At 72.7% G+C, this 13,952-nt stretch carries 14 protein-coding genes; all 14 read left to right on the forward strand.

All coding sequences use genetic code 11. The annotated features are described in order from the left end of the window. Positions 1–11: 11 nt before the first annotated feature. The 14 genes from LL946_RS15470 (at position 12) to LL946_RS15535 (ending at position 13,919) form a co-directional block, all read left to right on the forward strand. Positions 12–3,008 (forward strand): bifunctional [glutamine synthetase] adenylyltransferase/[glutamine synthetase]-adenylyl-L-tyrosine phosphorylase, encoded by a 2,997-nt coding sequence (locus LL946_RS15470; RefSeq protein ID WP_404382187.1) that lies wholly within the window; start codon positions 12–14, stop codon positions 3,006–3,008. 10 nt (positions 3,009–3,018) lie between these two features. Continuing rightward, entirely contained in the window at positions 3,019–4,335 is a 1,317-nt protein-coding gene (gene hisD / locus LL946_RS15475) for a histidinol dehydrogenase (protein ID WP_404382189.1), read from the forward strand. Further along, a complete protein-coding gene (locus LL946_RS15480; RefSeq protein ID WP_404382191.1) occupies positions 4,332–5,465 on the forward strand; it encodes a histidinol-phosphate transaminase in 1,134 nt (377 codons plus the stop codon). Before hisD ends, LL946_RS15480 begins: the two co-directional genes overlap by 4 nt. Beyond that, positions 5,462–6,067 carry an imidazoleglycerol-phosphate dehydratase HisB gene (gene hisB / locus LL946_RS15485; RefSeq protein WP_404382193.1) on the forward strand — a complete coding sequence of 202 codons (606 nt, stop codon included), beginning with the start codon at positions 5,462–5,464 and terminating at the stop codon, positions 6,065–6,067. The genes LL946_RS15480 and hisB overlap by 4 nt, the downstream gene beginning before the upstream one ends. Positions 6,068–6,070: 3 nt before the next feature. Further along, a complete protein-coding gene (locus LL946_RS15490) occupies positions 6,071–6,697 on the forward strand; it encodes a hypothetical protein (protein ID WP_404382195.1) in 627 nt (208 codons plus the stop codon). Continuing rightward, a complete protein-coding gene (gene hisH / locus LL946_RS15495; RefSeq protein WP_404382197.1) occupies positions 6,694–7,338 on the forward strand; it encodes an imidazole glycerol phosphate synthase subunit HisH in 645 nt (214 codons plus the stop codon). Before LL946_RS15490 ends, hisH begins: the two co-directional genes overlap by 4 nt. Positions 7,339–7,378: 40 nt before the next feature. Further along, positions 7,379–8,113 (forward strand): bifunctional 1-(5-phosphoribosyl)-5-((5-phosphoribosylamino)methylideneamino)imidazole-4-carboxamide isomerase/phosphoribosylanthranilate isomerase PriA, encoded by a 735-nt coding sequence (gene priA, locus LL946_RS15500; protein WP_404382199.1) that lies wholly within the window; start codon positions 7,379–7,381, stop codon positions 8,111–8,113. After that, entirely contained in the window at positions 8,110–8,796 is a 687-nt protein-coding gene (locus LL946_RS15505) for an SseB family protein (protein ID WP_404382201.1), read from the forward strand. The genes priA and LL946_RS15505 overlap by 4 nt, the downstream gene beginning before the upstream one ends. A gap of 377 nt (positions 8,797–9,173) precedes the next feature. Continuing rightward, positions 9,174–9,992, forward strand: a complete 819-nt coding sequence (gene infC / locus LL946_RS15510) for a translation initiation factor IF-3 (RefSeq protein ID WP_404382203.1) — start codon at positions 9,174–9,176, stop codon at positions 9,990–9,992. 66 nt (positions 9,993–10,058) lie between these two features. Further along, positions 10,059–10,253 carry a 50S ribosomal protein L35 gene (rpmI, locus tag LL946_RS15515; protein ID WP_404382205.1) on the forward strand — a complete coding sequence of 65 codons (195 nt, stop codon included), beginning with the start codon at positions 10,059–10,061 and terminating at the stop codon, positions 10,251–10,253. A gap of 42 nt (positions 10,254–10,295) precedes the next feature. Continuing rightward, on the forward strand, positions 10,296–10,682 hold the full coding sequence (rplT, locus tag LL946_RS15520; protein WP_404382207.1) for a 50S ribosomal protein L20: 387 nt from the start codon (positions 10,296–10,298) through the stop codon (positions 10,680–10,682). 49 nt (positions 10,683–10,731) lie between these two features. Continuing rightward, entirely contained in the window at positions 10,732–11,526 is a 795-nt protein-coding gene (locus tag LL946_RS15525) for a TrmH family RNA methyltransferase (protein ID WP_404382209.1), read from the forward strand. Positions 11,527–11,543: 17 nt separating this feature from the next. Next, complete coding sequence (locus LL946_RS15530; RefSeq protein ID WP_404382211.1) at positions 11,544–12,629, forward strand: ATP-binding protein; 1,086 nt, start codon at positions 11,544–11,546, stop codon at positions 12,627–12,629. Between the two features lie 99 nt (positions 12,630–12,728). Continuing rightward, positions 12,729–13,919, forward strand: a complete 1,191-nt coding sequence (locus LL946_RS15535) for an MFS transporter (RefSeq protein WP_404382213.1) — start codon at positions 12,729–12,731, stop codon at positions 13,917–13,919. The last annotated feature ends 33 nt before the right edge of the window (positions 13,920–13,952 follow it).

Here is a 13,952-nt window from a genome sequence, read left to right on the forward strand (position 1 = left end):
TGAGCGCCCGTATGCCGTCCCTCCCCGGCGACCTGACGCGTCTCGGCTTCGCGGAGCCGCGCCGGGCCGACACCCTGCTCGCCGACCGGGCGCTGGCCCCGCTCGTCAAGGACCGCGAGCGCGTCGAGTCCGACGGCCTCGCGGTGTCGCTGTCCAAGGTGGCCGACCCGGACCAGGCGCTGCTCGCGCTCGTCCGCCTCATGGAGGCGGTGGGCACGCCGTCGCGCGCCCCGGTGCGGGACGAGCTCGTCTCGGCGCTGCGCGAGCCCGGACGCTCCCGTGAGCGGCTCTTCGCCGTGCTCGGGGCGTCGACGGCCCTGGGCGACCACCTCGTCGCGCGCCCGGAGCACTGGAGCGCCGTCGCCAACGCCTACCCGCTCGAGGTCGAGGAGCGCATCGACCTGCTGACGAGCGCGGTGCAGACTCCGGCCGAGGGGGTCACGCCCGAGGACGCGCTGCGGATCGAGTACCGCCGCCAGCTCCTCGGCATCGCCGCGCTCGACGTCGCCCGGCCGGACCCGCAGGCACGCCTGCCCGAGGTGGCAGCCTCGCTGGCCGACCTCGCGGAGGCCGCGCTCGAGGCGGCCCTCGTCATCGCTCGAGCAGCCATCGGCGACGAGGCCGACCGCTGCCGCTTCGCCGTCATCGGCATGGGCAAGACCGGTGGCCGCGAGCTCAACTACCTCAGCGACGTCGACGTCATCTTCGTCGCGGAGCCCAGCGAGGGCACCGACGAGGACACCGCGCTCGCGATCGGCACCGAGCTCGCCACCCGGCTCATCAGGATCTGTTCGAGCGCGACAACCGCCGGCTCGCTGTGGCAGGTCGACCCGGCGCTCCGGCCAGAGGGCAAGAACGGGCCCCTCGTCCGGACCCTCGACTCCCACCTGTCCTACTACGAGCGTTGGGCGAAGACCTGGGAGTTCCAGGCGCTGCTCAAGGCCCGTCCGGTGGCGGGCGACCGCGCCCTCGGCCGCGCCTACGTCGAGTCGGTCGCCCCCTTCGTGTGGAGCGCCGCGTCGCGCGAGAACTTCGTCGAGGACGTGCAGGCGATGCGGCGCCGCGTCGAGGACAACGTGCCCTCTGGCGAGGCCGACCGCCAGCTCAAGCTCGGCCCGGGCGGGCTGCGTGACATCGAGTTCAGCGTCCAGCTGCTCCAGCTCGTCCACGGACGCGCTGACCGGTCGCTGCGCTCCGGCACGACGCTGACCGCGCTGGCCGCCCTCTCCCAGGGCGGCTACGTCGGGCGCGAGGACGCGCAGACCCTCGCCACGGCATACCGGCTCCTGCGCACCCTCGAGCACCGGATCCAGCTGCACCGCCTCCGTCGCACCCACCTCATGCCGACCGCGGCCGGGGACCTGCGCTGCCTCGGTCGGGCGCTCGGGCACCAGCGCGACCCGGAGGACTCGGTCGTCGCACAGTGGCGCACGGCCGCGCGCGAGGTGCGCCGCCTGCACCAGCGGATCTTCTACCGGCCGCTCCTGTCCGCCGTCGCGCGGCTCGGGCCGGACGAGGTGCGCCTCACCCCGGAGGCGGCCCGCGAACGGCTGGCCGCCCTGGGGTTCCAGGACCCCCGGGGGGCGCTGCGCCACCTCGAGGCGCTCACCGACGGGGTGAGCCGTCGCGCCGCCATCCAGCGCCAGCTGCTGCCGGTGATGCTCGGCTGGTTCGCCGACGAGGCCGACCCGGACGCCGGCCTGCTCGCCTTCCGGCGGATCAGCGACGAGCTCGGCACCACGCACTGGTACCTCCGGCTGCTGCGCGACGAGGGCAGCGCCGCCGAGCGCCTCGCCCACACGCTCGGGCGCAGCCGGTATGCCGCGGAGCTCCTCGAGCAGGGACCGGAGTCGGTCCAGTTCCTCGGGGACGCCGGTGGCCTCAAGCCGCGCTCACGGGACGAGGTGCAGGGGCGCATGCGGGCCGCTGCCCGCCGCAAGGACGAGGCCCAGCCGGCCGTCCTCGCCGCCCGCGCGGTGCGCCGTTCCGAGCTCTTCCGGCTCGCGGTGGCCTCGCTCCTCGGTCAGATCGGGCTCGACGAGCTGGGGACGGCCCTCGCCGACGTCAACGGGGCGCTCATCGACGTCACGCTCGAGATCGTCCTCGAGGGTGTCGAGCAGCAGACGGGCGCCCCGCCGCTGAGCCGCCACCTCGTCGTCGGCATGGGACGCCTCGGCGGAGGCGAGTCCGCCTTCGGCAGCGATGCCGACGTCCTCTTCGTCCACGACCCCGTCGAGGGCGCCGAGTCCCGTGCCGCCCAGGAGCAGGCACTCGAGGTCGTCAAGGAGCTCATCCGCCTCCTCGGGCTCGCTGCGCCGGACCCGAGGCTCGAGGTCGACGCCGGGCTGCGACCCGAGGGCAAGAACGGCCCCCTGACGCGCTCGCTCGACTCCTACCGCGCCTACTACCAGCGCTGGTCCCTCGTCTGGGAGGCCCAGGCCCTGCTGCGGGCCGCGCCCGTCGCGGGAGACGCCGCGCTGGGTGAGGCCTTCGTCGAGCTCATCAACCCGCTGCGCTGGCCCGAGGGTGGGCTCGACGCGGGGCAGGTCCGCGAGATCCGAACGCTCAAGGCACGCATGGAGTCGGAGCGGCTGCCCCGCGGTGCCGACCGCAAGACCCACTTCAAGCTGGGCCACGGCGGCCTCAGTGACGTCGAGTGGTGCGTCCAGCTCATCCAGCTCGAGCACGCTCACACGCACGAGGGGCTCCGGACCACCTCGACGATGGGTGCCCTCGCTGCGGCGAAGGCCGAGGGACTCGTCGACGCCGAGGACGCCGCTGCTCTGGCCGAGGCCTGGCGGCTCGCGTCGCAGATGCGCAACGCCGGCCTGCTCGCGCGTGGTCGCCCCGTCGACTCCGTCCCGTCGGACCTGCGGGATGCCGACGGCGTCGCCCGGATCATGGGCCTGCCGCCGAAGTCGGGCCAGGAGCTGGCCAACCGCTACCGTCGCGTGGCCCGTCGTGCCCGGCATGCGGCCGAGCACGTGTTCTACGGGGACCCTACCTAGACTGGACGCCATGATCCCCGTCCTCGACCTGCGTGGGCGCACGCCCGGTGTCCGTGAGCTGAGGGCGACGCTTCCTCGCGCCGAGCTCGACGTGGAGGCCGCGGTGGCCACCGTGCGTCCCGTCTGCGACGACGTCGCCGCCCGCGGAGCCGCGGCAGTCCTCGACGCCTCCGAGCGCTTCGACGGCGTGCGCCCGGCGTCCCTGCGCGTGCCCGCCGACGTCATCACCTCCGCCCTCGACGGACTCGACGCCGACGTGCGCGCCGCGCTCGAGGAGTCGATCCGCCGCGCCGAGCTCGTCCACGCCGAGCAGCGCCGCACCGACTCGACGACGACCGTCACCGACGGTGGCAGGGTCACCGAGCGCTGGGTGCCCGTCGACCGGGTCGGCCTCTACGTCCCCGGCGGCCGGGCCGTCTACCCGAGCAGCGTCGTCATGAACGTCGTCCCCGCGCTGCTCGCCGGTGTGGGTTCGCTCGCCGTCGCCAGCCCGCCCCAGAAGGACCACGACGGCTGGCCGCACCCGACGATCCTTGCGGCCTGTGCGCTCCTCGGCGTCGAGGAGGTGTGGGCGATGGGAGGTGCCCAGGCCGTGGCCGCGTTCGCCCACGGCCTTGACGGCGAGGACGAGCTCGAGCCGGTGAACCTCGTCACCGGCCCCGGCAACATCTGGGTGGCCGCCGCCAAGCGACTGCTCAAGGGCCTCATCGGCATCGACGCCGAGGCCGGACCCACCGAGATCGCCATCCTCGCCGACGCCTCGGCCGACCCCGAGCACGTCGCCGCCGACCTCATCAGCCAGGCCGAGCACGACCCGATGGCCGCCGCCGTCCTCGTGACCGACAGCCCCGACCTCGCGGACGCGGTGCAGGCCGCCGTCGTGCGACGGGTGGGCGAGACCAAACACACCGACCGGGTCAGGGAGTCGCTCACGGGGCGCCAGTCCGCCGTCGTCCTCGTCGACGACGTCGAGGTCGGTCTTGACGTCGTCAACGCCTACGCCGCCGAGCACCTCGAGATCCACACGGTCGACGCGTCCGCCGTCGCGGCCCGAGTGCGCAACGCCGGGGCGGTGTTCGTCGGCACCTGGTCGCCGGTGAGCCTCGGCGACTACTGCGCCGGCTCCAACCACGTCCTGCCGACCGGTGGCTGCGCCGCGCACTCGAGCGGGCTGTCGGTCCAGTCGTTCCTGCGCGGCATCCACGTCGTCGAGTACACCGAGGCGGCTCTGCGCGACGTCGGCGCCCACGTCGTCACCCTGGCCCGCGCGGAGGACCTGCCCGCGCACGGTGACGCCGTCATCGCCCGGCTACCCGATCTGGCATGAGCACGATCGAGGGGCTGCTGCGCGAGGACCTGCGGGGGCGGACGGCATACGGCGCGCCCCAGCTCGACGTGCCGGTCGCGCTCAACACGAACGAGAGCTCGTATGCCGTGCCCGCCGAGGTCGTCGACGAGATCGTGGCGGCCGTGGCGGCCGTCGCTGCCGGTCTGAACCGATACCCCGACCGGGAGTTCACGGACCTGCGCGGTGACCTCGCGGCATACCTCTCTCGCAGCGGCACGACAGTGAGCCCGGAGCAGGTCTGGGCCGGCAACGGCTCCAACGAGGTTCTCCTGCACCTGCTCCAGGCTTTCGGCGGGCACGGGCGCACGGCGCTCGGCTTCACTCCGGCCTACTCGATGCACCCGATCATCACCGCGACCACGGGCACGGCCTGGGTCGACGGGCTGCGCGGCGTCGGTGCCGACGAGCACGAGGGTGGGGGAGCGTTCGACCTCTCGGTCGAGTCCGCCGTCGCGCAGGTCGAGCGGCACGACCCGCACGTCGTCTTCCTCTGCTCACCCAACAACCCGACGGGCACGGCTCTCACCCTCGACGTCGTCACCGCGGTCCACGACGCGGCCCCCCGCGCGGTCGTCGTCGTCGACGAGGCCTACGCGGAGTTCGCGCGTCCGGGGACGGCGAGTGCGCTGAGCCTGCTCGACGGGCGGCCCCGGCTCGTCGTCACGCGCACGATGAGCAAGGCGTTCGCCTTCGCGGGCGGGCGTCTCGGCTACCTCGCGGCCGACCCCGAGCTCGTCGACGCGCTGCGCCTGGTGCGGATGCCCTACCACCTGTCCTCCCCGGCACAGGCCATCGCGCGGGCGGCGCTGCGGCACGCCGACACCATGCTCGGCACGGTCGACGCCATCAAGGAGCAGCGCGACCGGATCGTCTCGTCGCTGACCGACCTGGGCCTCGACCCGGTGCCGAGCGACGCCAACTTCGTCCTCTTCGGCGGGCTGCGCGACAGCCACACCACGTGGCAGGCGCTGCTCGACAGGGGGGTTCTCGTCCGGGACGTGGGGATCGACCACTATCTTCGAGTCACCGCCGGGACCCCGGAGGAGACGACGGCGTTCCTCGACGCCGTGGCCGGCCTCGGCCCCGACCACCTGGAAGGACAGCCGTGACCAGCAACCGCACCGCGACGGTGACGCGTTCCACCTCCGAGAGCACCGTCGAGCTCACCCTCGACCTCGACGGCACCGGTGTCGGGGAGGTGAGCACGGGGGTCCGCTTCTACGACCACATGCTCCTGTCCTTCGCCAAGCACTCGCTCATCGACCTGCGCGTCAAGGCGACCGGTGACGTCGACGTCGACGCCCACCACACCGTCGAGGACGTCGCGATCGTCCTGGGCGACGCCCTGCGCGAGGCGCTCGGCGACAAGAGCGGCATCTCCCGGTTCGGTGACGCCACCGTGCCGCTCGACGAGGCGCTCGTGCACGCCGTCGTCGACGTCGCCGGTCGTCCCTACGTCGTCCACACCGGCGAGCCGGCCGGCCAGGAGTACGCCGTCATCGGCGGCAACTACATCGGATCGCTGACCCGTCACGTCCTCGAGTCCTTCGCCTTCCACGCCGGGATCGCGCTGCACGTCCGCGTCCTCTCGGGTCGCGACCCGCACCACGTCGTCGAGGCCCAGTTCAAGGCCGTCGCGCGGGCGCTGCGCTCCGCCGTCGAGCGCGACTCCCGCGTCGTCGGCGTCCCCAGCGCCAAGGGTGCGCTCTGAGCCGTGGGCGCACCTGACCAGACCCCTCACCTCGGACACGGACTCGTCCTCGTCCGTGGCGGCGCCGCAGCATCCGCGCGGTGGGTCAAGCGTGGGCTCGCGCCAGTCCGGGTGGCCCCCCTGCCGGGCTGGACCGGCGTCTGTCTCGCGGAGGACCTGGCACTGACCGCCGCCCCCTACGACGTGGGGCTCGAGATCCTCGCCGCGCGACGGGCTCCGGCGCGCCACCGGCCGGCCATCGGGCTGTTCGTCATCGACGGCTGCGCCGTGGTGACCGTCCAGGCGCGCGGGTGGCGCCTCGAGCAGCGCTGGCTCGTGTGGGAGCCGGGTGGCGGGGTGCGCCGCACCCCTGACCTCCCCGCCCTGCCGGCTGGGTTGGTCGTCGACGTCGCCGGCGCGCGGTCCCGCACGTCCGCAGCCGAGGTCACCGCGCACTTCGCCGACCCCGAGGGAGAGCCGCTCGACGTGCTCGTCGGCCTCATGCGCCTGCTGGGACTGCCCGGTGAGGACCTGCTCGTCGACGGAGCCGACGAGAGCCACCCGCGCGTCGACCCCAGCCCTCGCTCGATCGCCGCCTTCGACGCGCTGGTGGCCGAGGAGACGGCCCACCGCGGGGAGTCCGACCAGTGAGCGCGCGACGGGTGGTCGTCCTCGACCACGGCAGCGGCAACGTCCACAGTGCGGTCCGCGCCCTCGAGAAGGTCGGAGCCGTCGTCGAGCTCACCGCCGACCGTCAACGCGCGCTCGACGCCCACGGCCTGCTCCTGCCCGGCGTCGGCAACTTCCACGCCTGCGTGCGTGGCATGCGGGCCGCCGACGCGCCCCGCATCATCGACGTCCGGCTGTCCGGTGGCCGTCCGGTCCTCGGGGTCTGCGTCGGCATGCAGGCCCTCTTCGAGACCTCCACCGAGCCGAGCGCGACTACCGAGGCAGGGCTGGCCGAGTGGCCCGGCACGGTCGAACGGCTCGAGGCCCCGGTCGTGCCCCACATGGGCTGGAGCGAGGTCGAGGTGCCCGACGGCTCGACCCTCTTCGCCGGCGTCGAGTCCGAGCGCTTCTACTTCGTCCACTCGTATGCCGTCCGCTCCTGGACGCTGCCCGAGCCCACCGGTCACTTCGCGGTCGTGGCGCCCAAGGTCACCCACGCCACCCACGGTGACCGCTTCGTCGCCGCCGTCGAGAACGGACCGCTCTCCGCCACCCAGTTCCACCCGGAGAAGTCCGGCGAGGCAGGGCTGCACCTGCTCGAGAACTGGGTCCGGTCCCTCTGAACCCGCCCCACCACTGACCACGTCCCACGATGAAGGTGCCATGACCACGCCCCGCCTCCAGCTCCTGCCCGCCGTCGACGTCGCGGGAGGCCGCGCTGTCCAGCTCGTCCAAGGGGTCGCCGGCACCGGTGGTGAGTTCGGTGAGCCGCTCGAGGCTGCGCTGCGGTGGCAGGAGCAGGGTGCCGAGTGGCTGCACCTCGTCGACCTCGACGCCGCGTTCGGGCGCGGCGACAACGCCGAGCTCCTCGCCCGGATCGTCGGGACCCTCGACATCCAGGTGGAGATGAGCGGCGGCATCCGCGACGCCGAGACGCTCGACCGTGCGCTCGCGACCGGCTGCCGCCGGGTCAACCTCGGCACCGCCGCGCTCGAGGACCCGGAGTGGACCGCGTCCGCGATCGCCGAGCACGGCGACCGGATCGCCGTCGGGCTCGACGTGCGCGGCACGACCCTGGCCGCACGTGGCTGGACCCAGGAGGGTGGCGACCTCTGGGAGACGCTCGAGCGCCTGGACCGCGAGGGCTGCGCGCGCTACGTCGTCACCGACGTCAACAAGGACGGCATGCTCAAGGGACCCAACGTCGAGCTGCTCCGCGACGTGTGCGCCCGCACCGACCGTCCGGTCATCGCCTCCGGAGGAGTCTCGACCCTGGCGGACCTCGAGACCCTCCGCACCATGGTGGGCGACGGCGTCGAGGGCGCCATCATCGGCTCGGCCCTCTACCGCGCCGCGTTCACGCTGCCCGAGGCTCTCGACGTCGCCGGTCGCCCGTGACCCGCGACCTCGTCTTCACCGGCTTCGAGGGTGACGACGGCTCGGCGCCCCCGACCCTGGCCGCCGCCCTCGGGCACGACGACCCCGCAGCCCTCATGGAGGCGTTGCGCGACTCGCGCCTCCTCGTCCCCATCGTCGCCGAGCCGGTCGAGACGGCGACCGAGGGCGGCCTCACCGTCGACAAGCAGACCGACATGGCCGCGGTCACGCTCCTCGCCCCCGACGGTGAGCGCGCCCTCCCGGTCTTCAGCAGCCTCGAGGCACTCGCCGCCTGGGACCCGGAGGCGCGGCCGGTGCCGGTGACCGCGGCTCGTGCCGGCCAGGCCGCGGTGAGCGAGCGCTGCGACGTCGTCGTCGTCGACGTCGCCGGACCACGGACCCGGGTGCTGCGGCCGTCGATGGTCTGGGCGCTCGCACAGGAACGCGACTGGACCCCGCCCCACCTCGACGACTTCGTCGCGGCCGGGGTCGCCCGCGCCGTCGCCGAGGAGCCGCACGTGGTCTCGCACCACGTCGAGGAAGGCGCACCGTCCGGCCAGGGCATCCTCGGGGTGGTCCTCGAGCTGAAGGACGGCCTCGACGCCGACGACGTGCAGCAGGTCGCCACCCGGGTGGGGGAGAGGCTGGCCACCGACGGCGAGCTCCGGGCCCGCATCGACGGCCTCGCCTTCCGCATTCACTGACCAGCAGCGGAGCCCCATGGCGTCCTTCGGGCCGTGCGTCGGTCCGCAGATCGGCGCGCCCGCAACGAGAGGTGAGGGGACAATGGAAGCAGCGCGCCGGTCGGAGGGCCGCTAGCGCGGGACGAAGGACGCGAGGGGCACCCCCACGGGGAGCAGACGGCATACGGCGAATTGGTCGTGACGCGAGGGACTGCTAATGTTGGCCGCTGACCGGCCGTGTCCTTCGGGACATGGTGCGCAAGTGAAGTTCGCTTCCACCCGCGACGACCTCAGGGTCGCCGGGTTCTCCACCTCGGTCACGGCATACGTGTATGCCGTGGGCTCCCGGAGTGGACGGATGTGAGGCTTCTCGTGCGCTGCGCGAGGAGCCTCTTCTCATGCCCGGCCGAGCACCACCCGACGTCCTCGACCTCAAGGAGCATGACATCAGCGAGCCTCGCATCAACGACCGCATCCGGGTTCCGGAGGTGCGGTTGGTTGGCCCCAACGGCGAGCAGGTCGGCATCGTCCGCGTCGAGGACGCCCTGCGTCTCGCGGCGGAGGCTGACCTCGACCTGGTCGAGGTGGCCCCCATGGCCAAGCCTCCCGTCGCCAAGCTCATGGACTTCGGCAAGTACAAGTACGAAGCCGCCATGAAGGCCCGAGAAGCGCGCAAGAACCAGGTCAACACGGTCATCAAGGAGATCAAGCTCCGCCCGAAGATCGACCCGCACGACTACGCCACCAAGAAGGGTCACGTCGTCCGGTTCCTCAACGGCGGCGACAAGGTCAAGGTGACGATCATGTTCCGCGGGCGTGAGCAGTCGCGCCCCGAGCTCGGCTACCGCCTCCTGCAGAAGCTGGCCGAGGACGTCATCGAGCTGGGCACCGTCGAGTCGGCGCCCAAGCAGGACGGGCGCAACATGATCATGGTGCTCGCCCCGACCAAGAAGAAGTCCGAGGCCCGCGCCGAGCAGCGTCGCAAGAAGGATGACGCCGCACACGCCAGCGAGGTACCTGCCGAGACGGCCCCCGAGGCGGCACCCGTGGCCGCCGCCGAGGTCGAGGCCACGGCTCCGGCCGAGGCCGCCGAGACCGAGGCGCCGGCCCCCAAGGCACCGGCCACCGAGGCACCGGCACCCAAGGCACCGGCACCCAAGGCACCGGCACCCAAGGCACCGGCACCCAAGGCCGACGAGACCGTCGCCGCCGAGTAGGCGCGACCCCCAGTTTTCCCGCAAGCAGCACCACAGCAGCACCGACAGCGAAGGAGATCGGCAGCCATGCCGAAGAACAAGACCCACAGCGGCACCAAGAAGCGCTTCCGCGTCACCGGTTCCGGCAAGGTCATGCGTGAGCAGGCCGGTCACGTCCACAAGTTCCACGAGAAGACCCCGCAGAAGGCCCGCGCCCTCAGCAAGGACCTCGTGGTGTCCAAGGCCGACGTCAAGAAGGTCAAGAAGCTTCTCGGCATCTGAGCCGGGCCCCCCGAACGTCCAAGAACAGCAAGGAGTACTCACGTGGCACGCGTGAAGCGGGCAGTCAATGCCCACAAGAAGCGCCGGGTCGTCCTCGAGCGCGCGAGCGGTTATCGCGGTCAGCGGTCCCGTCTCTACCGCAAGGCCAAGGAGCAGGTCACCCACTCCCTCGGCTACGCCTACCGCGACCGTCGCGCCCGCAAGGGTGACTTCCGTCGTCTGTGGATCCAGCGCATCAACGCTGCGGCCCGCGCCAACGGCATGACCTACAACCGCCTCATCCAGGGCCTTAAGGCCGCCGAGATCGAGGTCGACCGTCGCATGCTCGCCGAGCTCGCCGTCAACGACGAGGCCGCCTTCGCAGCCCTCGTCGAGATCGCCAAGGCGAACGTCCCCGCGCAGCCGGTCACCGACAAGGTCTCCGCCTGAGCCACCTCCGGGCGCACCCCTGCGTCCTTCGTGAAGCGCCGGGAGAGCCGTGCTGACCAACGTCCGATCCGATCGGGTCAAGTCAGTGCGATCGCTCTCCCGGCGCTCGGTGCGTGAGCGGACCGGTCGTTTCGTCGTCGACGGTCCCCAAGGCGTGCGCGAGGCGATCCGGTATGCCGCCGCCCGCGTCGACGACCTCTATGTCACGTCCGCGGCCATCGAGCGCCACGACGCGATCGTGCAGGCCGCCCTTGAGGCCGACATCCGCGTGCACGAGACCGACGAGGCCGTGCTCGAGGCGATGTCCGACACCGAGTCGCCCCAGGGCCTGCTCGCCGTCGTGGCGGCCGAGGCTCCCACGCTCGACGACGTCCTGGCCCGCAGCCCCCGCCTCCTCGTCCTGCTCACCAACGTCCGCGACCCCGGCAACGCCGGCACCGCCATCCGGGGGGCCGACGCGTTCGGCGCCGACGCCGTCCTCGTCACCGAGGGCTCGGTCGACGTGCTCTCACCCAAGGTCGTCCGGTCCACGGTCGGCTCGATCTTCCACCTGCCCGTCGTCACCGGCCTCGACGCCGAGGCGACGCTCGACGCGCTGGCGAGCCACGGCATACGGACGTTGGCGGCCGACGGTTCGGGGGAGACGCTCCTGCCCGACGTCGACGTCAGCGAGCCGCACGCGTGGGTCATGGGCAACGAGGCGTGGGGGCTGCCGCCCGAGCTCCGGAGCCGGTGCACCGACGTCGTGCGCGTGCCGATCTCCGAGCGGGTCGAGTCGCTCAACCTGGCCATGGCCGCGACGGTCTGCCTCGCGGCGTCGTCAGGCGCGACTCGACGCCCCTGACGTGGTGGGATGAGGTCATGGACCCGCAGTCAGTCGACGATCCCGTCCTCACCGTCCCCCGGTCGGTCGCGAGTTCCGCGGCCGAGATGCTCCCTGATGGGCTGATCGCCGCCGACGCCGACGGCCTGATCGCGTCGGTGAACCACCGGGCCGTGCAGATGCTCGGTCGGCAGGCACACGAGCTCGTCGGCCAGGACATCCGGACCGTGCTCCCGCTCGAGACGCGCAACGGCGAGTCGTGGTGGGCCATGACCGACCCGTGGAACGGCCTGCGCACCCGGACCGGGCACCGGGAGAAGCTCCTCCAGCTGCCGGACGGCCTCGAGCTCCTCGTCACCGCACGCTACCTGCGGGCGGGCCGGGCCGGGCCGCTCGAGGCGATCCTGCTCTCGCTTCGCGACGCCGAGGCGCGCCGGCGCGCCGAGCTCGACCACGCCGCCCTCATCTCGACGATCGCCCACGAGCTGCGGTCGCCGCTCACCGGAGTCAAGGGCTTCACGTCGACCCTGCGCCGGCGCTGGGACCAGTTCACCGAGGAGCAGCGGCTGACGATGCTCGAGGCGATCGACGCCGATGCGGACCGTCTCACGCGGCTCATCACCGACCTGCTCGACGTGTCCAGGATCGACTCGGGCCGCCTCCGGATCCACGAGATCCCGCTCACGACGCGGGACATCTTCGCCCGGCACGTCGAGCGGCACGTGGCCTCGGGGCAGGACGAGCAGGACTTCACGATCACCGTCGCCGAGGGCGCCGAGGAGATCTACGCCGACCCTGACCGTCTCGACCAGGTGCTCGCCAACCTCCTCGAGAACGCCGTCCGGCACCGCGCCGCGAGCGTTATCCTCGAGGCCTCGCCGTGGTCGGGCCCGACCGGACCCGGCGTCATGCTCAGCGTGAGCGACGACGGGACCGGGATCCCGGCCGAGCAGCGGCGCGCGGTGTTCAGCCGGTTCTGGCACGGTCCGAGCGGTGGGGGCACCGGCCTCGGTCTCTACATCGTCCGGGGTGTCGTCGAGGCTCATGGTGGGTGGGCCGAGATCGACGACGCACCCGGCGGCGGCGCGGTCGTCCGGGCGTTCTTCCCGGGGGAGCCGGTCTAGCGTCACTCGCTGCGCGCACCGGTTCGCATCGGGGTCGAGAGCCGACCTAGGCTGCCCCGGGGGTTCGGTCCGGACCCCCGTGAGCCGAGAGGTGGCGTCGTGTCCGTCGTGTCGATCGCGCCGTACCGCGCCGCGCTCGCCAGCCCCGGGTTGAAGTCGGCGCTGATCCTCGGCGCCTTCGTCCGGATCCCCGTCTTCTCTGCCGGCGTGCTGCTCACCGTGCACGTCGTGACCACCTTGGGCGAGTCGTATGCCGCGGCCGGCCTCCTCGCGGCCGTCGCCACCGTGGCCATCGCGGTGAGCGGGCCGTGGCGCGGTCGCCTGCTCGACCGGATCGGTCTGCGGCGGGTGGTGCTGCCCTCGACCCTGGTTGCGCTGGTGTGCTGGTCGGTCGCCCCCTGGGTGGGTTACCTGCCGCTCCTGGTGCTGGCGGGAGTCGCCGGGCTCTTCGTCATCCCGACCTTCTCCATCATCCGGCAGGCGGTCATGGCGGCCGTGCCCTCGACCGAGCGCCGAACGGCGATCTCGCTCGACTCCGTCGCAGTGGAGCTGTCCTTCATCGTCGGTCCCGCTGCGTCCATCTGGGCGGCGTCGCACTGGGACACCCGGTGGGTCCTCTTCGTCATCCAGATGCTCGGGGTGGTCGGCGGGGCCACGCTGTGGTGGGTGGACCCGGTGCTGCGCCCGGACACCGAGGAGGCGGACGAGGCCGAGCGACCGAGACGGTCGGACTGGTTCGGGCTGCCCTTCGTCGCCGTCTGCCTGGCCGCCTCCTGCTCGACCTTCGTGCTGTCCGGGACCGACCTCGGCATCGTGGCGCGGATGCGCGAGCTCGGCCAGCCCACCACCATCGGCCTGGTGCTCGCCCTGTGGGGTCTCGGCTCCCTCGTCGGAGCACTCGTCTACGGAGGTCTGAGCCGGCCGATCTCGACCTTCTGGCTGCTCGGTGCCCTCGCTGCGGTCACCCTCCCGATGGCGCTCGCGGGAGGCGCGCTCGCCCTCGGTGGGTTCGGGTTCGTCGCCGGCCTGCTGTGCGCCCCCACCATCACCGCCAGCGTCGACCAGGCGAGCCGCATGGTGCCGGCCTCGGCCCGCGGTGAGGCCATGGGCTGGCACGGGTCCGCCCTCACGCTCGGCGGGGCGCTCGGGGCACCCTTCGCCGGCGTGGCCATCGACCGGGCCGGTGCCGGTGGAGGGTTCGTCGCCCCGGCGGTGGTGGGTCTCGTCGTCGCCGTGGTCGGTGCCGGGGCGGCGCAAACCCGACGGCGTCGCATCGCGCCCGCGCGATAGGCTGGCCCCCATGTCGCCCGCGTCAGGCCCCCG

Source organism: Knoellia locipacati, assembly GCF_044791685.1.
Classification (GTDB): Bacteria; Actinomycetota; Actinomycetes; order Actinomycetales; family Dermatophilaceae; genus Knoellia; species Knoellia locipacati_A.

What these genes read in the sequence shown, in the direction of transcription:
- LL946_RS15530 (WP_404382211.1), top strand. Translation starts at nt 11,544, where the DNA reads ATGGACCCGCAGTCAGTCGACGATCCCGTCCTCACCGTCCCCCGGTCG.
- LL946_RS15470 (WP_404382187.1), top strand. Translation starts at nt 12, where the DNA reads ATGCCGTCCCTCCCCGGCGACCTGACGCGTCTCGGCTTCGCGGAGCCG.
- rpmI (WP_404382205.1), top strand. Translation starts at nt 10,059, where the DNA reads ATGCCGAAGAACAAGACCCACAGCGGCACCAAGAAGCGCTTCCGCGTC.
- infC (WP_404382203.1), top strand. Translation starts at nt 9,174, where the DNA reads ATGCCCGGCCGAGCACCACCCGACGTCCTCGACCTCAAGGAGCATGAC.
- priA (WP_404382199.1), top strand. Translation starts at nt 7,379, where the DNA reads ATGACCACGCCCCGCCTCCAGCTCCTGCCCGCCGTCGACGTCGCGGGA.
- hisD (WP_404382189.1), top strand. Translation starts at nt 3,019, where the DNA reads ATGATCCCCGTCCTCGACCTGCGTGGGCGCACGCCCGGTGTCCGTGAG.
- LL946_RS15480 (WP_404382191.1), top strand. Translation starts at nt 4,332, where the DNA reads ATGAGCACGATCGAGGGGCTGCTGCGCGAGGACCTGCGGGGGCGGACG.